This is a genomic window from Micromonospora lupini (assembly GCF_026342015.1).
GTDB classification, from domain to species: Bacteria; Actinomycetota; Actinomycetes; order Mycobacteriales; family Micromonosporaceae; genus Micromonospora; species Micromonospora lupini_B.
The window spans coordinates 1,021,903-1,045,994 of sequence record NZ_JAPENL010000001.1 but is presented as its reverse complement, the minus strand read 5'-3'; the positions used below and the strand labels follow the sequence as shown (position 1 = coordinate 1,045,994).

Sequence of the window (24,092 nt, the reverse complement as noted above, 5' to 3'; positions counted from 1 at the left end):
CATAGGATCCGCGTCATGCGCGTGCTGGTGGTCTCCGCCCCGCTCGTCGGGCACGTCTTCCCCCTGGTGCCGCTCGCGGTCGCGTTGCGCGACGCCGGCCACGACGTGCTGGTCGCCACCGGCGGTGGGGCGATGGCCGCCGCCGACGCCGGGCTGGCCGTGCACGACGTCGCGCCGGGCTTCGAGTTCGGCCGGATCGCGCGGCGGGTCTTCGCCCGCCACCCGCTGATCGCGCGCGCCGAGATGGCCGGCACCGCCGGCACCCGGGGCGCCGGGCTGCTCTTCGGCGCGCTCAACGACCAGCTCACCGATCCCGTCGTCGCGCTGGCCACCGAGTGGCGACCGGATCTGGTGGTGCACGAGCCGTTCGCGGTCGCCGGCGCGGTGGCGGCGGCGCGGCTCGACGTTCCGGCCGTACGCCAGGAGAACGCCCTCTTCGACGGCCGGGCCCTGGTCGGCGCGACCACCGCGCGGCTCGGTGCCGCGCTGCGCCGGCACGGCCTCGCGGAGCTGCCACCACCCGCCGCCGCCCTCGCCGTGGCCCCGCCAAGCGTGGCCGCCCAGCACGGCTGGCCGATGCGCTACACGTCCTACGTGGGCGGCGGTGAGCTGCCGGCCTGGCTGCGCGAGCCGGGCGAACGCCCCCGGATCCTGGTCACCCGCAGCACCCTGACCGGCCCCGGCGACCGAGGCCCGATGCCCGCCGTGGTGGCCGCCGCGGCCCAGGTGGACGCCGAGATCGTGCTGGTGCGGCCCGATGAGCGCTCGGCTCGTTCGCTGCCCGGCAACGTCCGGGTGGTCGACTGGATTCCGCTCGACGAGGCGCTGCCGGCGAGCGCCGCGCTTGTGCACCACGGCGGGGCGGGCAGCGTTCTCGGCGCCCTCGCCGCCGGCCTGCCGCAACTGGCCACTGTGGGTCCGGGGGACCGGCGGCACAACGCCGAGCTGGTGGCCCGCCGGGGCGCCGGCCTCGCCCTGCGGCCGGCCGACATCACCGCGCGGACGCTTACCCGGCTGCTCACCGACGACAGCCTGCGCGCGGCCGCCGCGCAGGTCAGCCAGGAGATCGCCGCGATGCCGCCGCCGACAGCCCTGGTGGCCCGGCTGGCGGAGCTGGTCTGACGCCCGCCCGCGTGCCACAACCGGGTCCGCGCCCGGCTGCGGCAGGATGGCCTGATGCGACACGTCGTGCTGTTCCACTCCGTGTACGGGCTGCGGCCCGCCGTTCGTGCCGCCGCCGACCGGTTGCGCGCCGCCGGGCACCGGGTCACCGCCCCCGATCTGTACGGGGTTCCGGCCGCCGACACCGTCGAGGAGGGCTTCGCGCTGCTCGACAAGATCGGCCACGACGTGGTGCTCGACCGGGCCCGGGCGGCGCTGCGCGACCTGCCGCCGCAGACGGTCCTCGCCGGTTTCTCGATGGGCGCGGGCGTCGCCGGGGCGCTGCTCGCCGAGCGCCCCGACGCCGCCGGCCTGCTCCTGCTGCACGGCACCGGGGGAGCGCCGGACACGGCCCGGGTCGGCCTGCCGGTGCACCTGCATGTCGCCGACCCCGACCCGTACGACGCGCCGGAGGAGGTGGACGACTGGCACGCGGCGATGACCGACGCGGGCGTCGACCTGACGGTGTTCCGCTATCCAGGCGTCGGGCACCTGTTCACCGACCCGGACCTCGCCGAGTACGCTCCGGACGCCGCCGAGGCGGCCTGGGCGCGTGTGCTCACCTTCCTCGCCACCGACCCGACGGCGCGGTAGATCTCCGAGATCGTGGACAGTTTCCGTCAAGCGTGAACGGAAACTGTCCACGATCTCTCCACCTCAGCGGGTGGCGCCGATGCGCGGGGGAGTGGCGGTGCCGTGGACGCGCTTGGCGTGCGTCGCGTACAGCCGGGGCGCCAGGACCGGCATGAGCAGCCGCGCCGGCAGCGGGGCGTGCGCGAGCACCGCCTTGATCACCTCGGGGTCGCCCTCGTACATCGCCATGCCGAAGGTCAGCGGCAGATGCTTCTTCGGGGTGTCGCGCAACCCGTGCTCACCGAGCTTCGCCCACTCCGCAGCGGTGACGTACCTCTGCGCCAGCGGCAGGATCTCGGCCTCCTCCATGGCCATGTGCTCGGTCGCCGCGGCGCGGAGACGCTCCAGCGCGTCGGCCACCTCGGCGCCGTCGCGTGCGGTCCGACGCCAGTCGGGCAGCAGGGCGACCACTGCCTCGTACGCCTGCTCGATGGCGTGGTGCTGTGCCTGCATCGTCGGCACGACGGCGGCCGCCTCGGCCCCACCGCGCTCGGCGAGCAGCGGCCACAGGAAGATGTCCTCGCCCTCGTGGTGCAGGTGCAGTTGCTGGCACATGAGCGCGGCGTGGGCGCCGACGACCTCCGCGCGCTTCACGTCACCCGGACGTACGCCCCGGACGAGCTGCGGAAGCAGACCGAACTCACGACGGAACAGGATGTGCACCATGTACATGTCGCGGACGTCGGCCATTGCTTCCTGGTGGTTCTGGTTCACGGTGACCTTTCCAAGGGTCTAGTGGGTCAACACGTCGATCATGTGTGTCGGCACTTGGAAGCGGCTTGGAACCGGAGTGTCGCTCAGTCGGCAAGCGCCGCCGTGGCCTCGGCCAGCCAGTGCGGCGACTCCCACCGGCAGGCCACGCTTGCCGCCAGTCGGAAGTGCCGCGCCGCCTCCTCGGGCTGGCCGACCAGGCGGAACAGCTCCCCGAGCGTCAGCGCGACCGGCCGCACCACGGCAGCCGTGGTGGAGAAACCGGCCAGTTGGTCACGAACCGGGAGCAACGCGTCGATCACGGGCTGGGCCAGGTCCCGGCGACCCAGCGCCACGATGACCATCGCGCGCACGCTCAGCAGCGCCGACTCGAAGTAGTCCGGGCGGTAGGTGTGCCGGCCGAACGGCAGCGTCCGCGCCTCGTCCGCCCGTCCGTTTCTGATCAGTGCCAACGCCAGCAGGTCGTCCACGATCGGGCCCAACAGCCGGCGTACCCGTCGGGTCGCCTCCACGTGCTCGCCGAAGCGCCCCTGGCTGATCAGCAGCGTCCCCACGGCGAAGTAGTGAAAGGCCTCGGCGTGCAGCGAGCCCTGTCGCCGCATCTGCGCGGCCACCTCGTCGTAGTGCCGCCGCGCGGCGTCGAAGTCGCCGGCGATGTGCGCGAGCGCGGCGAGTGAGCACAGGTGGAGCACCTGGGCCTCGTTCAGCTGGTACGTCTGGGCCAGCCGCCCCTGCCGGGTGACACTGGCCCGCAGCTCCGCCGGCTCGTTGAGCGCGGCGGCGGCGTGACCGAGCACCTGCTCGGCGACCCACTGGTAGCTCACCAGCCCGTGCTCGTCGGCGAGGTCACGCAGCTCCAGCGCCAGCTCCCGGCGCTGCGGCGCCTCCGACTCGTAGCTCATGGTGCGGAGCCGGGCCGCCAGCCCGAGCGCGCGCAACTCGGGATCGTCGAGCCCCCGGGAGATCGTCAGCGCCTCCCGCCCGGCCGCCGCACCGAGGGGGTCCGCCTCGCCGTCCAGCTCGGTGGCGAGCGCGTCGAGCAGCCGACAGCGGGTCACCGGATCGAGGTCGTCCGCGCGCAGCAGCCGGGTGAGCAGCTCGACGACCCGGTGGTCCACCGCGCCGTACTCGTGTCGCAGCCACGGGCTGGGGACGGTCCACGCGGTGAACGCCGCCACCAGCAGCTCGTCCCGGTTCGACGCGACGGCGATGTCGACGGCCCGGGTCCGGGTCTGCTGGGCGGCGGCCACCGCGCCGGCCCGCGCCTGGGCGCGCAGCAGCCGGCCCAGCAGGTCGACCCGCAGCGCGTCGCGGTCCCCGCCGACCGTCTCGGCGGCTTCGACGGCGTTGCCGAGCAGCTCGATCGCGGCGTCGTACGCGTACCGCCGCTCCGCCAGCTCCGCGGCGCGGACGGCGTAGTCGACGGCGAGCGGCGCGGTGTCGGCCGACGCGGCGCGGGCGTAGTGGTGGGCCAGGGCCGGGTAGTCGTCGGGGCTCAGCCGGCGGGTGGCGGCGGCGATGCGGGCGTGCAGGCCGGTGCGGCGTAGCTGCGGCAGATCGGTGTAGATGGTGTCGCAGACCAGGCCGTGCACGAACCGCACCCGCCCCGGCGCCGGTTCGGTGAGCAGGCCGGCGCTCAACCCGGCTTCCAGCGCGTGCAGGACGGCGCCCTCGTCGGTGCCGGCGGCGTCGACGAGTGTCCGCACGTCCGCCTCCCGTCCGGCGGTCGCGGTGAGACGCAGCACCGAGACAGCCGTCGACGGCAGACGGGAGAGTCGTCGACGCAGCACGTCGCGTACGCCCTCGGGCACCTCGGAGGTGGCGACGAGGGTGCCCTCGGCGGCGAGCAGCCGCGCCGACTCCCGGACGTAGAACGGGTTGCCGCCGGTGCGTTCGGTGAGCGCGGTGACCGTCTGCGGGTCGACTGTGGTCCGGGCCAGCGCGCCGAGCAGCCGTTCGACCTCGGACGTCGTCAGGCCGCCCAGCTGGATCCGGTGGGGGGACCGGCGGGCCAGGACGGCCATGGTGTCGGCGAGCCGTTCGGGATTGTCGGCGGGCCGCAGCGCCGCGACGAACAGCACGGCGCCGGCGGTCGCCTCGGTCACGCTCTGCAACAGCAGCAGCGTCTCCGCGTCCGCGGCGTGCAGGTCGTCGAGGACGACGGCGACGGGTCTGCCGACCGCCGCGGCGTCCAACCAGGCGGCGACGGCGCGGTGCAGCCGGAACCGGCCGGCGGTGACGTCGCCGCCCGCCTCGCCGGCGGCCTCGGCGAGCAGCGGGGCGAGCGCCGGCGCGAGATCACCAGGCGGCGCCTGCGCGGCGAGCTGCCGCAGGGCCTCGACCCACGCCCAGGCCGGCGGGGCGCCCTCCACCTCCGGGCAGCGGCCGAGGGTGACCAGCCAGCCGCGCGCGTCCAGCTCCTCCCGGAACCGGGAGAGCAGACTGGTCTTGCCGGCGCCGGCCTCCCCGCTGAGCAGCGCGACGCGCGGCCCGCTCACCTCCGCCTCGGCGGCTGCCCGCCGAAGAGTCGCCAGCTCGGCCTCCCGCCCCACGAACACCCGCTCCGGCGCCTGTCGCTCGGCATCGACGCGCGCCGTCGCGGCCACCGGTGGGAGCAGGTCGAGGCGCTGGCCCAGGATCGCGGACTCCACCTCGACCAACGCCGGGCCCGGGTCCAGGCCGAGCTGGTCCGCCAGGGTCGCCCGTGCCCTGCGCAGCGCGGCGAGCGCGTCGCCCTGCCGACCGGTACGCCACAACGCCAACGCCAGCAGCCGCCAGGTCTCCTCCCGCAGCGGCGCCTGCCGGGTCAGCAGCTCCGCCTCGGGCACCGCCTCGGCCGCGTCGCCGCAGCGCACGGTCACGTCGAGCAGCAGCACCCGGGCGACGAGACGCAACTCCTCCAGCCGCATCACCTCCGACTGCGCCCACGGCTCGGCGGCGAACTCGGCGTACGCGGGACCGCGCCACAGGTCGAGCGCGGCGCGTAGCAGCGGGCGTGCGCGCTCCGGGTCGGCGATGCTCACCGAGCGGGCCTCGGCCAGCAGCGCCTCGAACCGACTGGCGTCCAGGGCGTCGGAGGGCACCCTGAGCGCGTACCCGGGCGGCACGGTGACCAGGACCCGCGCCGGCGCGCGGCGCTCGCGGGCCGGCTCGACCACACGGCGCAGGTGCGAGACGTACGCCTGAAGGGAGACGATCGCCCGGGGCGGCGCGTCACCCCGCCACAGTTCCTCGATCATCCGGCCGACGGAGACGACCTCGCCGCGCGCCGCCAGCAGCAGCGCGAGCACGGCGCGTTGGCGGGGGCCGCCGAGGTCGACAGGTCCGCCCGTGTCGACCTCGACCTCGAGCGGCCCGAGCACCCGTAGCAACATGACTGCGCCAATCCTAGTCACCCGCGCCGGGCGGCTTCCCTCTCCCGCCGAACCCCTGGCGTGGCGATATCGTGGCGTCACCATCATGATCCTCGCGGGGGTGCGGCGATGACCACCACGGCCTTCGATGACCACGAGCGGTCGCGCTGGGCCGGGCGGGCGACCGCGTACGACCGCAGCTTCGCGCTGCTGTGCGCCCATCCCGCCGCAGCGCTGTTGGACGCCGCCGCCGTCGACGCCGGAACCCGCCTGCTCGACGTCGGCACCGGTTCCGGGACTGTCGCCGGACTGGCGTGCGCGCGCGGCGCCCGTGTGGTGGCCGTCGACGCGGAGCCCAGCATGGTCGACCTGGCGCGCAGCCGGGTCCCGTCCGCCGACGAGGTTCGCCTCGCGACCCTGCCCCAGCTCCCGTTCGACTCCGGGCGGTTCGACGCGGCCGTGGCGAACTTCGTGATCAACCATGTGGGAGATCCGGCGGCCGCGATCACCGAACTCCGACGGGTGGTGCGGTCCACCGGTCGCATCGCCGTGACGACGTGGCCGCACCCGCCGCCGCGGGCGCAGCGTCTCTGGGGCGAGGTCTTCGACGCCGCCGGGGTCGATCCTCCCACCACCGTGCCGGCCGTGGACACGGACCGGGACTTCCCCCGTACCGCCGACGGGCTGGCCGGCCTGCTCGACGCCGCCGGCCTCGACGACGTGCGGTGCGAGACGATCACCTGGGTGCATCGGACCGACCCCGAGGCATGGTGGAGCGGCCCGGCGAACGGCATCAGCAGACCCGGCCTGCTGATGGAGACCCAGCCGCCGGCGGTGATCGCCCGCATTCGTGCTTCGTACGACGAGCTGACCGCCGCCTACCGTGGCGCGGACGGCCTGCTCGCACTACCCACCGCCGCGCTGCTGGCCTCGGCGGCCGTGCCGTAGCGGGCCGGGGGCCGGGCTCCACCGAGCCCGCCCGGCGCGGCCGTCGTCGATGCCGAGCCCGCCGCGCGCTGCTGGCCTGCTCGGCCCGGTCGTCACCGTCGCGGCCGACGCCTCGGCGGCCCTGCCGTAGCGCCCGCCGGCACCACCGTGCCTGCCCGGCCCGCGCCCTCAGCGTCAGGCCGAGACGGCCAGGCCGTCCGGCTGGCGTGCCGACGGTGGACGGGGAACGACACGCGCGCCGCTCGGGCGGATCGACGGCAGCGACCGGTCGACGACCGTAGGCGGCCGATCGCTCGTCGCGGTCGACGGGACGTCGCCGGTCGGCGCGACCGCTTGGAGTCGGCGCGGGACGGGTGGACTGTCGATCGGGCGCGTCGGCGCGGCTGGTGGGGTGGCCATCGTGGGAGTGCGGACGCGTCGCTGTCGCCAGGCCGGGCCGGTGGAGCCGGAGGGCGGCGCCGCGAAGCGGGTGTCGAGGCCGCCGGCCCGGGTGCGAACCGTGTCGAGGCGGACGACCTCGGCGTGTCCCGCCGACAAGCCACCACCGGCGCCGACCGCGCCGGTGCCGACCGCGACGGCACTGATCGCACCGGCGCCGACGGCTACGGCACTGATCGCATCGGCGCCGACGGCTGTGGCACCGATCGCTACGGCGGCGACCGCTACGGCGCCATCGTGAACAGTGGCGGCACGGTTGGCGGCCGCGCGGTCGGCGGCAGCGCGGACGGTGGACGGGCCGGCGTTGCCCCGAACCAGGGTGCGTCGGTCGGCGGCGGGGTGGGCGACGCCGGTCGGGGACGCGGCCGCCCGCCGGACGAACACGGCGCGCATCGCGCGCGGGAGCCTCTCGGCGGCGACCTGGCGCAGCGCCGGTGCGACGAACGCGTACCCGCGGGCGTGGTCCTGGCGCAGCAGCCCGGCGGCGACGAGGGCGCGCAGCAGCGGAGCGGACCGCCCCGGCGTCCACCCGAGCGCCCGGTCGATGGCCGCGTCGGAGAGCACGCTGGCGAGGGTGCCGGGGAGGGTGCCGGCGGCCATCAGGACCGCCCGCCGCTCGCCGTCGAGCCGGTCCAGCTCGGCGTTGGTGTGGCGACGGACCGAGTCGGGGAGTGCCGTCGGGTCCGCGCCCGCCGCTATCGACGCCACGTAGGCGGCGGCGTGCCCGGGTCGGCCGCCCACCAGCGGCAGCAGCCGATCGATCAGGGTCACCGTCTGCCCGGCGCGGGTCAGGAGGTGGCGCAGCAGCCGCCCGGACTGCACCGTGGCCAGGGGACGGACAGGCACCCGGCGGGCCGGCCCGGGGCGGCTGTCGGCCCACTGCGGCTGGTGCACGGTGAGCACCGCCAGCGGCAGCTTCCGCGCCGCCGCCGCGGTGAACAGCGCGTGCAGGAACTGGCTCACGGCGGGCGCGGCACGGTCCACGTCGTCGACGGCCACGACGAGCGGTCGGTGGGCGGCCAGGCGCAGCAGCGCGTCCCGGCAGATCGCCGCGGCGGCCAGCGCCTCGGCCGAACCGTCCGGGGTGGTCAACAGCGCGTGCAGCGCCGCCACCGCCGCCGCGCTCCGGCCCGGCGGGTACAGCGGTGTCAGGGCGTCGGTCAGGCGGTCGCGGACCGTCGCCGGGCCGTCGCCGCGGCGGATGCCTGCGACGCCACGGACCAGGTCGGCGACCGGCGCGAGCACCTGGTCGGGGTACGGCGGGCAGCCCACCAGGCACCAGCGCACAGGTATCCCGTCCACCGTGCGCAGCGCGCGGGCCAGCTCGTGCAGCAGGCGGCTGCGGCCGCTGCCGCTCGGGCCGACCAGGGACAACCAGCGCGGGTCACGCTCGCGCAGCGCCCGGGTCACCTGGTCGGTGATGCCGGCCAGTTCGCGGCGACGTCCGATCAGCGGGCCGTCGTGCCGGTCGGCGCCCGGTCGGGCAAGGCCGGCGGCGTGCCACACGGCCATCGGCGGCACCCGGCCGGCGACCGGCACCGGCGCCAGTTGACGCTGCACGATGAGGCCGGCGGTGGCCCGCGCGGTGGTGGCGCAGAGCGCGACGGCGCCGGGTGCGGCGTACTCCTGCAGCCGGGCCGCGGTGGTGATCACCGCGCCGCTGGCCACGCCGTGGCCGCCGCTGACCGCGCCGCCCAGGTCCACCACCGCCTCACCGGTGGCGACCCCGACGCGGACCCGCAGGGTGATGTCGCCGAGGATCGGCCGGCGATCCAGCGCGGCCTGGATCTCCAGCCCTGCCCGCACCGCCCGGTACGCGTCGAAGCCGTCGGAGTGCCGCGCGCCGAACAGCGCCATCACCGCGTCGCCGACGTACTTCTCGACCACGCCGTGCCAGCGGCGCAGCACGTCGGCGACCGTGTCGAAGTACGCCCGTTGCAACGCGCGGACGTCCTCCGGGTCGAGCCGGTCGACAAGTGCGGTGGAGCCGACGATGTCGGCGAACAGCACGGTGACGGTCCGTCGCTCCTCGGGCACCGGCCAGTGTGGGCGGTCGGCCCGCTGCGTGTCGGCGACGCTAGTGATCATGGGTACGCACCGGTCCTTCCCCCGCTGATGGCTGACGACCCTCGGAGATTGGCACTCCTGGGCTGACGGGGGATCGGCAGAACGACGTATGTCGGCCACTCGCAACCATTAGTCGCAATGTCGACGCGAGGAGTACCACAAGCGGCAGATGGCCGTAGAACGGTACGGGGGCGTGTGATTAGGCTGCGTCCCATGGCCAGCGATGTGGACACCGCACCGCTCGTGGGCCGGGCCGAGCTGGTGCAGACGGTTCGGTCGGCGCTGCTCGGTGACGTGGCACAGGGGCAGACGGCCGCCGTCTTCCTGACCGGTGAGAGCGGTGTGGGCAAGACGCGCCTCCTCGGTGAGATCGGTGCCCGATTGCGCGACCAGGGCGCATTGGTGCTGACCGGCAGTTGCCTGGACATCGGCGACGCCTCGCCGCTGCACCCGTTGCTGCAGGCGCTGCGGCGTTTCGACGCGGACCTGTCCGCCGCGCAGGCGCGCACCTCCTCGGCGGTGCGCGGGCTGTTGCAGATGTTCGCGGACGAGACGGGCAGCCCGGACGGCGCGGGCGCCCTGCTGGAACGCGTCTCCAGGGGCCTGCACCTGATCGCCGAGGGGCGACCGCTGGTGCTGATCCTGGACGACCTCCAGTGGGTCGACCGCAGCACCCGGCAGCTCCTGCTCTATCTGCTGGCCGGGCTCGGTGACCTCCAGCTCTCGGTGCTGGCCGCGGTGCGGGCCGAGTCGTTGCAGGGCGCGCATCCGCTGCGTCGGGTGCTCACCGAGCTGCGCCGGCTGCGGACGGTCCGCGTGCTCGACCTGTCCCCGCTGGACCGCGCCGGCACCGAGCAGCTCGCCGCCGCGGTGGTCGGCCGGGCGCTCCCGGCCGACGCGGCCGAGCAGGTGTGGCAGCGCAGCGGCGGCAACCCGTTCGTCATCGAGGAGTTGGCCCGCGACCTGCGCGACGGGCGGGACGGGCTGTCCGAGACGCTGCGGGAGATCTTCCTCGACCGGGTCGACGCGTTGCCGCAGCACGCGCACGCCGTGGTGCACGCCGTGGCGGCGGGCGTCGAGCCCGTGCAGCACTGGCTGTTGGCCGAGGTGTTGCGGCTGCCGGAGGACGAGCTGATCGACGCCGCGCGTGCCGCGGTCGCGCACCGGCTGCTGGTCGGCGACGACGACGGCTACCGGCTGCGGCACCGCCTGGTCGCCGAGGTGCTGGCGCACGAGCTGCTGCCGGCCGAGCGCTCCGGGCTGCACCGCCGCTACGCCGAGGCGCTGACCGCGGCGCCGGGCGAACTGCACCAGGCCCGGCTGGCGCATCACTGGCGGTTGGCCGGTGAGCCGGCGCGGGCGTTGCCGGCGGCGGTGGCCGCCGCGCAGGAGGCCGAGCGGCTGCACGGTTACGCCGAGGCGCACCGCCACTGGACGGCGGCCCTGCACCTGGCCGGCGACTCCGGTTCGCTCGAGGGCGACCGGATCGAGCTGCTCGGCAACGCGGCGGAGGCGGCTCACCACTGCGGGGAGCACGCCCGCGCGTTGGCGCTGCTGGAGGAGCTGGCCGCGGTGCGCGGCGGTGCGCCGACCTGCGCGCTGCACATCCGCCGGGCACGGTATCTGGCCGCCGCGGGGCGGTCGGCGCTTGCCGAGGAGGAGTACGAGCGGGCGCTGGAGACCGCTGACTGCTCGCCGCGGGATCGGGCCGCCGCCGCCGCGCGGCTGGCCGAGCTGCTGCTGCACCTGGGCCGCTACGCCGACGCCGGCGAGCGGGCGCGGGAGGCGCTGGCGCTGGCCGCGGACGTGGAGGGTTCCGCTACCGAGGTCGTGCTGGCCAGCTCGGCGCTGGGCTTCAGCGACGCCTTTCTGGAGGACCCGGACGCCGGTCTGGCGGTCATGCGCGACGCCCTCGACACCGCCGAGCGCGCCGGCCAGCCCGAGGACGTCGCCTGCGCCTACCTGCACCTGGCGGAGCTGCTGACCGGGCCGCTGAACATCCTCGAAGAGGGCGTGGTGGTGGCCCGGCGGGGCGCCGAGCGGGTGGCCGAGCTGGGGCTGGGCCGCACCTGGGGCACCCGGCTGCTGGCCATCGCCATCAACGGGCTGTTCCGGGTGGGGCAGTGGGCCGAGGCGGAGAAGGTGGTCGCGGCGGCGCTGCGACACCGACCGTCCGGGGCGGACGCTGTCGAGCTGCTGCTGGCCCGCTGCCGGCTCTCGGTGGGCTACGGCGACATCGAGGCCGCCGGTCGGGACCTCGACGCGGTGGCGACCCTGCTCGCCGGCGGTGGGGCACGCCACGTCATTCCGCTGCTCACCCTGCGCTCCGGGTTGGCGATGTGGGAGGGCAGGCACGACGTGGCGCGGCTGGCGGTCCAGCGCGGCCTCACCGAGAGCCGCTCCGACGACGTGATGATCCTGTCCGCCCTGGTCTGGCACGGGCTGCGCGCCGAGGCGGAGGCGCACGCCAGCCGCACCGTGGACGTGGACCCGACGGCCGTACGCCGGCTGCGCGACGTCGCCGATCGGATGGCCCGCAAGAGCGCCGGAGCGGCCCGACCGGTGCGGTCGGTGGTGGAGGGCTTCCTGGCGCTGTGTGCCGCCGAGGTGAGCCGCCTCGATGGCAGCGACCCGGAACTGTGGGCGACCTCGGTCGCCGAGTGGGACCGCCGTAACCACCCCTATCCGGCGGCGTACTCCCGGCTGCGGCAGGCCGAGGCTTTGCTGGCCCGACGCAGTCGGGTGGCCACCGCGGGCAAGCTGCTGCGGGAGGCGTACCGGGTGGCGCAGGGGTTGGGCGCGGTGCCGTTGACCTCGGAGATCCGGGAGTTGGCGGGGCGGGCTCGGGTGTCGCTGGAGGAGCACGCCGCCGACGGCGCGCGCCCCGCCGCGTCGGCCGAGCCGGTCGACGACGAGTTGGCGGCTCTCACCGTCCGGGAGCGCGAGGTGCTGGCGCTCGTCGCGGAGGGGCTGACCAACCGGGAGATCGGGCAGCGGCTGTTCATCAGCGAGCGGACCATCGGTGTGCACGTGTCGCACATCTTCGACAAACTCCAGGTCCGCACCCGCGTCCAGGCCAGCGCGATCATGCTGCGCAACTCCCGCGGCTGACGGCGCGGGTACGTATCCCGGCGTGTGTGTGCGCCGGGATACGTCGTTCTACTGATCCCGACGGCGGGCCTCGGCTGAGAGGCTGAGCCCCGTCGACGGCGTCCCGGGGGCGTCACGACCACTATGGAGGAGAGATGACCGAACCCGTCTGGGGGCCCGTGCACCGGGACATCGTCGACCTGCTCGCCGATCACCCGGCGGACGTGCCGGCGGTGGTCGATCACCTCACCAAGCTCCAGGACATGCTGGTGCGGCTGCCGCCGCTGGAGGCGAGCTGCCCGCTCGCCGACTTCAACAGGCTCTACCTGACGATCACCAGCAGCGTGCTGGACGGCCTGTACGACGACCGTTTCGTCGACCCGGCGTTCCTCTCCCGGCTGGACGTCGAGTTCGCGGCCCGCTACTTCGACGCCCTGCGGTTGTGGACCGACTCCAGCCCGGGCACGCCGAAGGCGTGGTCGTGTCTGTTCTCGCGGATGCGTGGGCCGGACGCCCGACCGTTGCCGTCGGCGGCGGCCGGTGTGAACGCGCACATCAACTTCGACCTGCCGTTCGCGTTGGTGACGACGTTCGACCATCTGGAGTCGGAGCCTGTCGACGGCACCGACCAGCACCACGACTACCTCGAGATCAACAACATCTTCGCGGACAAGATCCCCGGCCTGCGCCGAGGCTATCTGGAGCGGTGGCAGCTGCTCATCGACATGCTCAACGGCGACATCGACGACTGGTACCAGGGGGAACTGGTCGAGTACACACGCGATGTCGCCTGGCGCAACGCGCAGAAGATCTGGCGGTGCCGGCACGATCCGGACGCCCGCGAGTGTGAGCGCACGCGGTTGGACGACAACGCCGCCGCGCTCGGCCGGTTGCTGCTCTCGCCCCTCGGGGCGTTCCTGCAGTAGCCGGGACGGGGGGTCCCCGCGCTCCGCCCGTGTGGGGGCGGCGGAGCGCGGGGGCGCGTTCGCCCCACCAGCTCCACCCACCCGCTCGTCGACCGGTGTTCTCCGGGCGGCGACGGGGAGTCAGCCGGTCGGCTCGGGGGGTGTCGACCGTCTGCCGTCGTCGGCCGGCCCGGGGGGTGCCGGCCGGCGGCGGGGGAGCCGGTGCGGGCCGGGCTCGCTGCGCCGGCCGGCGGTGACGGGACGGACCGCCGGCCGGCGCGGTGGCCACGCGTTGGGGCGGGTCACCGCACGGTGGCGGGGGTCCGGGCCGCCGGCGTGGCGCCCGGCCGTCGACGGGTCGCCGGCCGGGGGTGTCGGTCGGCCCGTACGGGGTACGCCCGCGCCATGACCGTCCTGGCCCGGCGCCGGCCCGCCGCCCGACCCCGCCCCGCGCGGCCCGGCCCGCTGCGGCCGGGTGGCCCGGTGCCGCGACCCGCCGCCCGTCCCGGTGCGCGATGACCACCGCTCCGGCCCGGTTCCCGTTCCGCTTCGACCCGGCGTTCCGTCCGGCGCTGGCGCTGCTGGGCGTCCGCCCGGCGACGGCCTGGGTCGCCGTCACCGACCAGGACCTCCTGATCCGGTACGGGCCGTGGCGGCTGCGCACCGGTCGGGACAACGTGATCGGCGCCGAGGCGGCCGGCCCGTACCGCTGGTGGCGGGTGATCGGCCCCCACCTGTCGCTGGTCGACGGCGGCGTGAGCTTCGGCAGCAGCACGGCGGGCGGTGTCTGTCTGCGCTTCGGCGTGCCGGTGCCGGCCCTGGCGCCCGGCGGCTGGCCCCGGCATCCCGCGGCCACTGTCACCGTCGCCGACCCGCCGGCCCTGGCTCGGCTGCTCGCCGGACCGGACCTGTCCTGAGCAGGCCATCCGCGTGCCCGGTTCCGCCTGTCGCAGCGCCGGCGACCACCTACCGTCGGATCAGGACCTGCGAGGGTGGGACGGGCGATGGCTGACGAGCACCGGGCGAAACCGCGACGCTGGAGCGGACGACGCCACACGCCGACAGGGCCGGACCCGGCCCTGCGCGCCGCCCGCGACCCGGCCCGCCCGCACTCAGGGGGCAGGCAGGGCGTCGTGGTGCCCGAGCGGGTCGCCAGCCCGGCCCGGTCGGCGCCCCCGGCCAGTCCGCTGCGCCGGTGGCTCTTCCAGCACCAGGTGCAGCCGCCGGGCCCGGAGGCGGGCGAGGGGCAGAACCGCAGGCACGCCTGGTGGCAGGTGATGTGCCTGACCGGCGTGGACTACTTCTCGACCCTCTCGTACCTGCCGGGCATCGCGGCTGTGGCCGCCGGCGCGCTGTCCCCGCTGGCGACTCTGCTGATCGTCGCGCTGACCCTGTTCGGCATGCTGCCCATGTATCGCCGGGTGGCTCAGGAGAGTCCGCACGGGCAGGGCTCGGTGGCGATGCTGGAACGGCTGTTGCCGTTCTGGCGGGGCAAGATCTTCGTGCTCGTGCTGCTCGGGTTCGTGGCCACCTCGTGGATCATCACGATCACCCTGTCCTCGGCCGACGCCACCGTGCACCTGCTGGAGAACCCGTACCTGCCCGACGCCCTGCACGGCCCGGCGGTGCCGGTGGTGGTCACCGTGGCGCTGCTGCTCGTCCTCGGCGGCGTGTTCCTGCTCGGCTTCCGTGAGGCCGTGGTGGTGGCCATTCCGCTGGTGGCGGTCTTCCTCGTCCTCAACGCGGTGATCGTGGTGGTCGCGGTCGCCCGGATCGTCGAGGACCCCGCCATCGTGTCGGACTGGACCACAGCGGTGACCGCGGGCGGCGGGGCGGGTCACGTCCTGCTCACCGCCGTGCTGGCGTTCCCGCTGCTGGTGCTGGGGCTGTCCGGCTTCGAGACGGGCGTCAGCATGATGCCGCTGGTGTCGGCCGACGGGCCGGACCGGGAGGCCCGGCTGGCCGCCCGGATCCGCAACACCCGCCGGCTGCTCACCACCGCCGCGTTGATCATGTCGGTGTACCTGATCTCGACGACCTTCGTGACCACCGCGCTCATTCCCGCCGCCGAGTTCCGCCCGGGTGGTCCCGCGAACGGTCGGGCGTTGGCCTTCCTGGCGCACACCTATCTCGGCGAGGTGTTCGGCACCGTCTACGACGTGAGCAGTGTGTTCATCCTCTGGTTCGCCGGCGCGTCGGCAATGGCCGGGCTGATCAACATCGTGCCCCGTTACCTGCCCTCGTACGGCATGGCCCCGGAGTGGGCGCGCGCGGTACGCCCGGTGGTGATCGTCTACACAGTCGTCAGCGTCGCCATCACGATCGCCTTCCGGGCCGACGTCAACGCCCAGGCCGGGGCGTACGCGACAGGCATCCTGGCGATGATGGTCTCCGGGGCGGTGGCGGTGACCATCGCCGCGGTGCGGCGCCGCCAGCGCGTCGCCGGCGTCGGCTTCACGGTGCTGACCCTGGTGCTGCTGTACGCGCTGTTGGAGAACGTCGTCGAGCAGCCGGACGGGATCACCATCTCGGCGCTGTTCATTCTCGGCATCATCGTGGTGTCGCTGATCTCCCGGGTCACCCGGACGACTGAGCTGCGCGCCGAGCGGATCGAGTTCGACGAGCCGGCCCGCCGGTTCGTCGCCGAGTCGCTGGCTCACGACGGGCAGTTGCACCTCATCGCGAACAAGCGGCAGAGCGGCTCGGTGAAGGAATACACGATCAAGGAGCGGGCGCAGCGGGGCATGAACCCGGTGCCCGGGGCCGCGGACGTGCTGTTCCTGGAGATCGACGTGGTGGATCCGTCGGAGTTCAGCCAGGTGCTGCGGGTGCACGGTGTCGAGGTGGCCGGCTTCCGGGTGCTGCGGGCCAGCAGCCCCGCCGCGCCGAACGCGATAGCCGCGATCCTGCTCGCGCTGCGCGACGCCACCGGGGTACGCCCGCACGCGCACTTCGAGTGGTCCGAGGGCAGCCCGATCGCGCACCTGCTGCGCTACCTGATCCTCGGCCGGGGGGACACCCCGCCTGTGGTGCGGGAGATCATTCGTCGTACCGAGCCGGACCCGCTGCGCCGGCCCGGCATCCACGTCGGCGGGTGAGACCGCACCGTCTGGTGTCGTAAAAGATGAATGGCAGCACTATTCACGTTCACACCTTCCTGTCCGTATTGCGGTTTTATGGTGACCTTTGGTGGTCGGCGGCACGTCGAGCACCCCACGCCCCGATCGGCGCGGTCACGTCACGTACCCAGGAAGGCAGGCACCTGATGTCCACGTACCGAGGAGGAGAACGCCCGGCCCGACCCCGACGGCGGTCCCGATGGTTCTTAGCCGGCGGGCTCCTGGCCGGAAGTCTGGTGGTGGGGGCGGCCGGCGCCGCCGCGGCGGCCGACCGTGACCTCTCCCTCCCGGGCCTGGACAGGTTGACCACCGCGGCCGGCCGCGACGACGACCGGCAGGGCGGCGACAGGTCCGCGCCGGAGCGGGACGGCGACGACGCCGAGCGGGCCCGACCGCACGCGCCGGGCACCGGCAAGCATGGCGTGGTCGAGGTGCCGTGCGACGCCGCGAAGCTGGTGGCGGCGCTGGTGACTGCCAACGCGGAGGGCGGCGGGGAACTGCGGCTCGCGCCCCGGTGCCGGTACACGCTCACCGAGGCGTTCCACGAGACCGACCAGTACGACGGTGGGATCCGCGACGCGCGGGAGCAGGCCGACGCCGCGGAGACCCCCGGCGACGCCGACGCCCCGCCGCACGACCCGGCCGACGACACGTCCGGCCTGCCGGTGATCTACCAGGCCATCACCATCGACGGCGCCGGCGCGACAATCGCCCGCGACGCCCAGGCCGCGCCGTTCCGCTTCTTCACCGTCCGCGACGGCGGCGAGCTGACCCTGCGCGACCTCGAGCTGCACAACGGCCGTTCGGCGATCGAGGGCGGCAGCGTGCACGTCGTGCACGGCGCGACGGCAGTGGTGGAGCGGGTCACTGTCACCCAGAGCACCTCGCTCTCGCCCGAGGGCGGCGGCGGTGGGATCTTCAACGACGGCAACATGGTGGTGACCGACTCCACATTCGTCGGCAACAGCGCATCCGGCGCCGCGGGCAAGGGCGGGGGCCTGCTCAACGGCGGCGTGCTGACGCTGAAGCGCTCGGAGTTCCGCCACAACAGCGCCAACGGCTACGGCGGCGGGCTCGGCAACTACCGGGGCGCGGCGGACGTGGACACCTCCACGCTCGCCGAGAACAGCGCCGGGCAGGGCGGCGGACTGGCCAGCTTCTCGGCCCGGACCAAGGTGTACGACACCGAGTTGCTGAACAACACCGCCCAGGTCGGCGGTGGCGCCGCCAACTCCGACGCGGTGCTGGTGATGCGCAGGATGACCATCCGCGGCAACACCTCCACCGTCAACGGCGGGGCCATCTCCACAGTCAAGGGCCTGCTGCCCCTCGACGACAGCGTGGTCGACGGCAACACCACGCACGGCATCGGGGCGGGCATCTACACCGAGAAGTCCAACCTGCTCGTACGCGGCAGCGACGTGACAGGCAACGAGGCGGTCGGCGCGACGTCCAAGGGTGGCGGCATCTACGCCACCGCTGGCTCGGTGGCGCTCTACACGAGCAAGGTCGCCCACAACGCGGCCACGGTGAAGCCCGGCGGCATCTTCGCCGAGCACGCCCAGGTCAAGATCGACGATGAGAGCGTGGTCGTCGAGAACGAGCCGACCAACTGCGAGGGCAGCACGGTGCCGATCGCGCACTGCTTCCGCTGAGGCGTCGATCCGCGCACGTCTTCCCACGCGCATCCATCCTGAGCGCAGCCGCCCGCCCGGACGATCCGTCCGGGCGGGCGTGCTTCGTTCTGATCGACTCCAGGTCGCCGGAGTGGGGGCATCCAGAACCCCGGACGACCCCATGTCACCGATATCGAGTGGATCAACCGCCTCGGCCTGGGCATCGACAACGCGGCCCGACGGGCCCGAACCAGCCTCCTAGGACGGCATGCGCGGTGTGACGGCCGTGACCGGGGCAGCAGAACGGCCCGCGCCCTGGGTCGGGCGCGGGCCGGTGGACCGTGTTCGTCCTACTTGGACGGCTCGGGCAGCTTGCAGTCGACCTTGGGGTTGGCCCCGATGTAGTTCAGCGGTCCGGCCACGATCGTGACCAGGATCGTGCCGGCCTCGGCGCAGTTGGTGTCGTCGCCGCTGTAGTAACCCCGCTGGCCGCCGGCGATGGCGCCGATCACCAGCCAGATCACGACGATGACTCCGAGTATCGAGGTGCCGCGCATCGCTGCCTCCTGAAGGTATGTGGTGGATCTGAGGTGCAGGCGTTGTACCCAATCGGGTCGCGCGGCTAACGGTGAGCGTGCGGGACGCCCGCCGGATCCTCCGTCCGGCCGATGCCGTTCGCCGTCGGTACCGCACCGGCATCGGCCGCCCGCATCGTGTCCCGACGGTCGGCTATCGGATCGCCGACCGACCCGGCCGCCGCGCGGGCCACCGGACGTAGAACTGCCTCACGGCCCCGCCGAGGAGGACCCATGAACGCCCCCACCCCATCCCTGTACATCGACCGCCCCGAGGACGTCGCGGTCGCGGCCCGCGCGCTCGCCCGCGGCGCGGTCGTCGCGGCGGCGTTCGCCAACTTCTACGTCATCGTCACCCGGCCGGACGCGGAGACCGTACGCCGGGTCAACCTGGCCAAGGGCCGCCCGGTCCACCAGGTCGGCAGCATCACCACCGCCGTCGGGCGGATCCCGGGAATGTTCGACTGGTCCCGGATCTCACCCCGGTTGCCGATCGGCCGGGTGCGGGCGCTGATGGACGCCCTCTACGGCGCCGGGCCGTTCGGATTCCGGGGGCCTGCCGCCGACCGGCTGCCCGAGCACCTCACCCAGATCGACAGGGGCCTGCGTACCACCCAGGTCATCGCCCCCGGTCTGACCTGTCCGTCCAACGCGTTCTTCGAGCGGGCGCTCGCGGAGACCGGCACCGATCACCTCTACATCACGTCGGCCAACCGGTCCCGACACCACACCGGGGCGGCCGAGGAGCCGGCGCACTGGAAGGCCGGCGCGCTCGTCGCCGACTTCACCCACCTCGACGACCTGGTGGTGCTCGCCCACCCGGACGAGGCGGCCGCCCGCGCCGCCTACCCCGGCTACCTCACCACGTCGGTGACCCTGCTCTCGTTCCACGCGCCGGAGGGTGAGTGGGAGGAGCCGCCGGTGCTGACCGTGGACCGGCACGGTTCGCTGCACCTGGACGACGTCCGTCGGGCCGCCGCGCCGCTGGGTCTCCAGGTGCGCCTCGGCGACACCGCCGGGCGGCGGTTGCAGGTCCGGGGGTACGCGGGAGCGCTGGTGTGAGCCACTACCGGGTCGGCCTGGTGGTGCCCAGCTCGAACACCACGATGGAGACCGAGATCCCGGCGCTGTTGCGTCGGCGGGAGGCAGTCGACCCGACGACCCGTTTCACCACCCACGCCAGCCGGGTGCGGCTGCACCAGGTGACTCCCGACGAGCTGGCCCGGATGAACCGCTCGTCGGTCCGCTGCGCGGCCGAGCTGGCCGACGCCCGGTGCGACGTGCTCGCGTACGCCTGCCTGGTGGCGGTGATGTGCGAGGGCGCCGGCGCGCACGAACACGCCGAGCGGCGGTTGGGCCGGGCGGCCGTGCGGGCCGGGCACGCCATGCCGGTGGTGACGAGCGCGGGCGCGCTGGTGGCCGGACTGCGGGCGTTGGGCGCGCGCCGGGTGGCGCTGATCGCGCCGTACCTGCCGCCGTTGACCGCGACGGTCGTCGACTACCTCGCCGGGTACGGCGTGCGGGTCACCGAGGCGGTGAGCCTCGGCGAGCCGGACAACGTCGCGGTCGGCCGCATCCCGACGGCGCGGCTTGTGGAGCTTGCCGACCGGCTGGACGTGACAGACGTGGACGCGGTGGTCCTCTCCGCCTGCGTGCAGCTGCCGTCGCTGGCCGCGGTGCCGCTGGTGGAGGCCCGCCTCGGCCGTCCGGTGCTCACCGCCGCCACCGCCACCGTGCACCAGGTGCTGACGGTGCTCGGTGTCGAGCCGTTCGTGCCGGAGGCGGGTCGACTGCTGGCCGGCACGGGGGTTCAGTGCGGCGGAGCGGGGGCCTCCGGCGGTTTGCCGCGACTGCGGCGATAGTCGGCGTACGCGACGCCTACCAACACCAGCAGGGCGCCGAGGGAGGCGAAGATCGGCGGCAGGTACATCGCCGCCGGTGCGATCGTCAGCAACGCCAGGAGGCCGCCGGCCCGCGACGGCGACACCCGGCTGAACACCTCGTACTCGAACGAGGACCGGCCGACCAGGAACAGCGCCGGGCCGCCGAGGATCACCGCCACCCAGGCCGGCGGCGTACGGCCTACGTGCTCGTGCAGCACCAGGTCGAACCCCGAGGCCGTGACCACCACCCCGGCGATCATCAACAGGTGGGTGTACGGCGCGGTGAACAGGAACTTGCCCGGCGCTCCGGACATCTTGATGGCAGTCGGCAGAAGTTGGCCGGACTTGTGGACGTAGATCCGCCAGAGCAGCAGCGTGGTCGCGAACGCCACGGCGAACGCGGCGATGTTCTCCCCCTCGGAGTGGGCCAGGTTGAACATGGTGCCGATGGTCAGGATGGCGTCGCCGAGGGCGATGATGAAGAACTGCTGGTACCGCTCGGAGAGGTGTTCGGCAGTGACGTTGCGCTGCGGCTCGGGCACCACCCCCAACCCGGGCACCGGGTACGCGAGCCGGAAGCCGCCGTAGTCGATGGTGAGGGCGATGGCCCAGCATGCCAACCGGGCGTCGCCGCTGACGAACGCGCCGATGATCCAGGGGATCGCCGACACGGCGAACCAGACGAAGATGCGGACGGCCCTGCGCTGGGTCTGCGGTTCGCGGCGCACGGCAGGCATCAGGAACAGTCCGCGCCCGAGGTGGATGGCCACGTACGCGGCGGCGAAGACGATTCCCCGTGAGCCGAACGCCTCCGGGATCGCGGTGGTCATCAACAGGGCGCCGAACATCACGGCGCTGATCAGCAGCTTGATCTCGGTGCGTTCCGGGTCGTACAGGTCGGTGACGAGTGTGGTGATCGCCCACGTCCACCAGACGGCGGCCAGCAGGATCAGCGCCTGCGCGGCCCGATGCCAGTCGAGCTGGTCGACCATGCCCCGCGAGATGAGGGCGAGCGCGACCACGTACACCAGGTCGAAGAAGAGTTCGAGCAGCGTCACCCGGCGGGGCGAATCCGGGTCGCGCACCGGCGGTCGGGACGTGCGGTGCCCGGGCTCCGGCGCGGAGAGGTGCACGATTGCTCCTGCGGTGCCGGTGGACTCGGCGGGCCGTCCGGCCCACCGCGACCGACGCTAGCCAGCGGTCGCGGCCGCCACCGCGGCTTCGGACGGTCGTCCCCCGACCGGGGAGGCTGTCGATCGGCTCGGCTCTCCTGACGCGAGTGTGTCCGGGTGGGCCCGCGCGGTGCGGTTTCCGGGACGCCGGGTCTGTCACGGCCCCGGCGCCCGGCCCGGATCGCTTCGCCGAAACGACGGAACCCCCGGGCCGACCGTCGGGAAGACGGGCGCCCGGGGGTTCGCTGTCGGCACTCAGCCCTGGCTGCCGCCGGGCAGCACCGCGGTCGCCTGGTCACCGGCGCCGGCCAACACCCGTGCCTGCTGGGGCCAGGTGGCCAACGCGGGCGCCGCACGCAGACCGGCGGCCCGGATCAGGTCGCGCAGCGCCGGCTCGTCCAGCTCGCCGAGCTGGGCGTAGGTGCGTACGCCTGCCGCCTGCAACGCGGCCGCCATCTTCGGCCCGACCCCCTGGATCCGGCGGAAGTCGTCCGCCGGGCCGGTGGGATCGGTGTCCGCCTGCGTCGGCGTGCTGTCGGCCACGCGGACCGGCGGGGCGGCCCGCACCGGCTCGGCGTCCGCGACGTCCGCCGAGGTCGCGCCCGCCGCAACCGTCGGCGTCGCCTCGACCGGGGTGACCTCGGTGTACGGAGCGTCGGCGTGCGGGGTCTCGGCCGGGGTGAACTCGGCCGGGGTGACCTCGGCCCGCGGGGTCTCGGCCGGGGTGACCTCGGCGTCGGTGGTCTCGGCGTGCGTGACCTCGGCCGGGGTGGCCTCGGCGTCGGTGGTCTCGGTCGGGCCGGTCCCGGCCGGCGTTGCCGTGGCCGGGGTGGTCTCGGCCGGGGTGTCCTCGGCCAGGGTTGCCTCGGCCGGGGTGGTCTCGGCCGGGGTTGCCTCGGCGTGGGGCGCCTCGGACGGCACGGTGTCGGTGTTGTCGTCCATCGGCTGGCGCGGGGCGATCACCGGCGCCGGCTGCTCGTCGACCGCGACCGGCTCCGGGTCGGCCGCGAACGCGGGCGCGTCGTCGACCGCGTCGGTCCGCTCGGGGGCGGGGGCGGGCGGCGGGGCGTCGGTGAGGGCCATGTCGCTCGTGTCGACGGCGTCCGCAGCGGAGTCGTCCGGCGTCGTCACGGCGGCCGGTGCGCTCACCGTGTCCACCGGGGTCGGCTCGTCGGCGACCGCGGCCGGGGGAGCGTCCACGGACGCCACCGGGGCGGACTCGTCGGTGGCGGCAGGCGGCACCGGAGCGTCGATCACGGCCAGGCCGGCGACCGGGTCACCATCCACGATGGACCGGCCCGGCCCGCTGGCCCGTGCGTCCTGCCGGCCGCGCAGCAACCATCCGGCGGCCAGGCCCAGCAACAACGCCAGCACCACTATCAGCGAGTGTCCGATAGACCACTCCACGGCGAACCTCCCTCTCTGCTCGTCGAAAAAGTCACGAGAAAAACTCGCCGCAGCTTCGCACACGCGCTTTGCCGACGACAGAGAGGACCGGTCATCGGTGCCATGGTCGGGACGGTCACCTCGCGGGGTGCGCGGCGGGTGACGCAGCGTCGCAACCGCGGCGAGCACGTCGCCCGGGGGCAGGTAAATTCGCTGTCGGTTGTCGGAGGGGCGGTGCTACAAAGCCGCGGTGGAAGAGACTCTGGAGTTCGCTGAGCTGTTGCGGCTGATGGACGAACGATCGACCGCTTTCCGGGCGGCTGTCGCCGCGGCGCCCAGCCTCGACGTGCAGGTGCCGACCTGCCCCGAGTGGACGTTGTTCGACCTGGTGCAGCACCTGGGCGAGGGGCGTCACAGGTGGGCCGCCATCGTGGCGGCGGGGCCCGCCGATGCTCCGCCGGCGTTGTCCGCCCCGGTGGTGCCCCGGGAGCGCGAGGCCCTGCTGTCCTGGTTCGCCGCGTCGACCGGGGAACTGCGGGACGCGCTGCGGCAGGCCGGCCCGGATCGTGGTTGCTGGACGTGGTGGGGTGACTCGCAGTCGCCGCAGACGACAGGTGCCGTCGCCCGGCACCAGCTCCAGCAGGTCGCGGTGCACACCTATGACGCACAGGTCACCGTGGGCGCCCCGCAGCCGCTGCCGGAGGAGGTGGCCCTCGACGGTGTCGACGAGTTCCTGACCACCTGCGTCGCGACGACGTCGGCGTGGCCGCACGAGCCCGCGGTCGTCGACTACCACGCCACCGAGGGCCGTTCCTGGCGGCTCTGGTTCTCCGCCGACGGCGCCCGGACCGCCCGCCTCTCGACGCCGGCCGCCGACGTGGGCCCGGAGGTGGCCTACGTCTCCGCCCGGGGCACGGCCAATGAACTGGTCATGTTCTGCTACGGCCGCATCCAGATGGACTCGCTGCGGCTCGACGGTGACCGACGCGTCTTCGACCAGCTGATCGCCTGGGAGCCGGAATAGGACGCGACGAC

17 protein-coding genes are annotated in these 24,092 nt (G+C 74.2%); 11 read left to right on the top strand and 6 right to left on the bottom strand.

Annotation, left to right across the window (positions count from 1 at the left end):
* The first annotated feature begins 15 nt into the window (after window positions 1-15).
* Both OOJ91_RS04845 and OOJ91_RS04840 read left to right on the top strand, forming a co-directional pair.
* Window positions 16-1,122 (top strand): nucleotide disphospho-sugar-binding domain-containing protein, encoded by a 1,107-nt coding sequence (locus tag OOJ91_RS04845; RefSeq protein ID WP_266242954.1) that lies wholly within the window; start codon window positions 16-18, stop codon window positions 1,120-1,122.
* 54 nt (window positions 1,123-1,176) lie between these two features.
* Window positions 1,177-1,755, top strand: coding sequence for a dienelactone hydrolase family protein (locus OOJ91_RS04840; protein ID WP_266242952.1), 579 nt, complete (start codon window positions 1,177-1,179; stop codon window positions 1,753-1,755).
* Between the two features lie 63 nt (window positions 1,756-1,818).
* Here OOJ91_RS04840 and OOJ91_RS04835 read toward each other — a convergent pair whose 3' ends face one another.
* Together OOJ91_RS04835 and OOJ91_RS04830 are read right to left on the bottom strand one after the other, a co-directional pair.
* Window positions 1,819-2,508, bottom strand: coding sequence for a hemerythrin domain-containing protein (locus tag OOJ91_RS04835; protein ID WP_266242949.1), 690 nt, complete (start codon window positions 2,506-2,508; stop codon window positions 1,819-1,821).
* Between the two features lie 83 nt (window positions 2,509-2,591).
* The gene (locus tag OOJ91_RS04830) at window positions 2,592-5,879 is read right to left on the bottom strand and encodes an ATP-binding protein (protein ID WP_266242947.1); all 3,288 of its coding nucleotides are present in this window, start codon (window positions 5,877-5,879) and stop codon (window positions 2,592-2,594) included.
* A gap of 108 nt (window positions 5,880-5,987) precedes the next feature.
* On the opposite strand from OOJ91_RS04830, the gene OOJ91_RS04825 reads away from it, so the two are divergent.
* On the top strand, window positions 5,988-6,806 hold the full coding sequence (locus OOJ91_RS04825) for a class I SAM-dependent methyltransferase (protein ID WP_266242945.1): 819 nt from the start codon (window positions 5,988-5,990) through the stop codon (window positions 6,804-6,806).
* A gap of 174 nt (window positions 6,807-6,980) precedes the next feature.
* Here OOJ91_RS04825 and OOJ91_RS04820 read toward each other — a convergent pair whose 3' ends face one another.
* On the bottom strand, window positions 6,981-9,332 hold the full coding sequence (locus tag OOJ91_RS04820) for an AAA family ATPase (RefSeq protein WP_266242943.1): 2,352 nt from the start codon (window positions 9,330-9,332) through the stop codon (window positions 6,981-6,983).
* Window positions 9,333-9,524: 192 nt separating this feature from the next.
* Here OOJ91_RS04820 and OOJ91_RS04815 point away from each other — a divergent pair, with 192 nt between their 5' ends.
* From OOJ91_RS04815 to OOJ91_RS04795, 5 genes are all read left to right on the top strand, one after another.
* Window positions 9,525-12,422, top strand: coding sequence for a helix-turn-helix transcriptional regulator (locus OOJ91_RS04815; protein WP_266242941.1), 2,898 nt, complete (start codon window positions 9,525-9,527; stop codon window positions 12,420-12,422).
* 134 nt (window positions 12,423-12,556) lie between these two features.
* On the top strand, window positions 12,557-13,327 hold the full coding sequence (locus tag OOJ91_RS04810) for a DUF5995 family protein (RefSeq protein WP_266242939.1): 771 nt from the start codon (window positions 12,557-12,559) through the stop codon (window positions 13,325-13,327).
* Window positions 13,328-13,821: 494 nt separating this feature from the next.
* Window positions 13,822-14,223, top strand: coding sequence for a hypothetical protein (locus OOJ91_RS04805; RefSeq protein WP_266242937.1), 402 nt, complete (start codon window positions 13,822-13,824; stop codon window positions 14,221-14,223).
* Window positions 14,224-14,310: 87 nt separating this feature from the next.
* Window positions 14,311-16,404: an amino acid transporter gene (locus OOJ91_RS04800; protein ID WP_266242935.1), complete on the top strand. Its 2,094-nt coding sequence runs from the start codon at window positions 14,311-14,313 to the stop codon at window positions 16,402-16,404.
* Between the two features lie 167 nt (window positions 16,405-16,571).
* Window positions 16,572-18,080 (top strand): hypothetical protein, encoded by a 1,509-nt coding sequence (locus OOJ91_RS04795; RefSeq protein WP_266242932.1) that lies wholly within the window; start codon window positions 16,572-16,574, stop codon window positions 18,078-18,080.
* 311 nt (window positions 18,081-18,391) lie between these two features.
* Here OOJ91_RS04795 and OOJ91_RS04790 read toward each other — a convergent pair whose 3' ends face one another.
* Window positions 18,392-18,598 (bottom strand): hypothetical protein, encoded by a 207-nt coding sequence (locus OOJ91_RS04790; protein WP_007460667.1) that lies wholly within the window; start codon window positions 18,596-18,598, stop codon window positions 18,392-18,394.
* Window positions 18,599-18,850: 252 nt separating this feature from the next.
* Here OOJ91_RS04790 and OOJ91_RS04785 point away from each other — a divergent pair, with 252 nt between their 5' ends.
* Window positions 18,851-19,678 carry a hypothetical protein gene (locus OOJ91_RS04785; protein WP_266242911.1) on the top strand — a complete coding sequence of 276 codons (828 nt, stop codon included), beginning with the start codon at window positions 18,851-18,853 and terminating at the stop codon, window positions 19,676-19,678.
* Window positions 19,675-20,478, top strand: coding sequence for a maleate cis-trans isomerase family protein (locus OOJ91_RS04780; RefSeq protein ID WP_323178410.1), 804 nt, complete (start codon window positions 19,675-19,677; stop codon window positions 20,476-20,478). Before OOJ91_RS04785 ends, OOJ91_RS04780 begins: the two co-directional genes overlap by 4 nt.
* On the opposite strand, the gene OOJ91_RS04775 is transcribed toward OOJ91_RS04780, so the two are convergent.
* Window positions 20,427-21,632: a low temperature requirement protein A gene (locus OOJ91_RS04775; protein WP_266242910.1), complete on the bottom strand. Its 1,206-nt coding sequence runs from the start codon at window positions 21,630-21,632 to the stop codon at window positions 20,427-20,429. The two genes, OOJ91_RS04780 and OOJ91_RS04775, sit on opposite strands and share 52 nt — an antisense overlap.
* A gap of 294 nt (window positions 21,633-21,926) precedes the next feature.
* The gene (locus OOJ91_RS34550; RefSeq protein WP_439117021.1) at window positions 21,927-23,078 is read right to left on the bottom strand and encodes a hypothetical protein; all 1,152 of its coding nucleotides are present in this window, start codon (window positions 23,076-23,078) and stop codon (window positions 21,927-21,929) included.
* 229 nt (window positions 23,079-23,307) lie between these two features.
* Here OOJ91_RS34550 and OOJ91_RS04765 point away from each other — a divergent pair, with 229 nt between their 5' ends.
* Window positions 23,308-24,081, top strand: coding sequence for a maleylpyruvate isomerase family mycothiol-dependent enzyme (locus OOJ91_RS04765; protein ID WP_266242907.1), 774 nt, complete (start codon window positions 23,308-23,310; stop codon window positions 24,079-24,081).
* The last annotated feature ends 11 nt before the right edge of the window (window positions 24,082-24,092 follow it).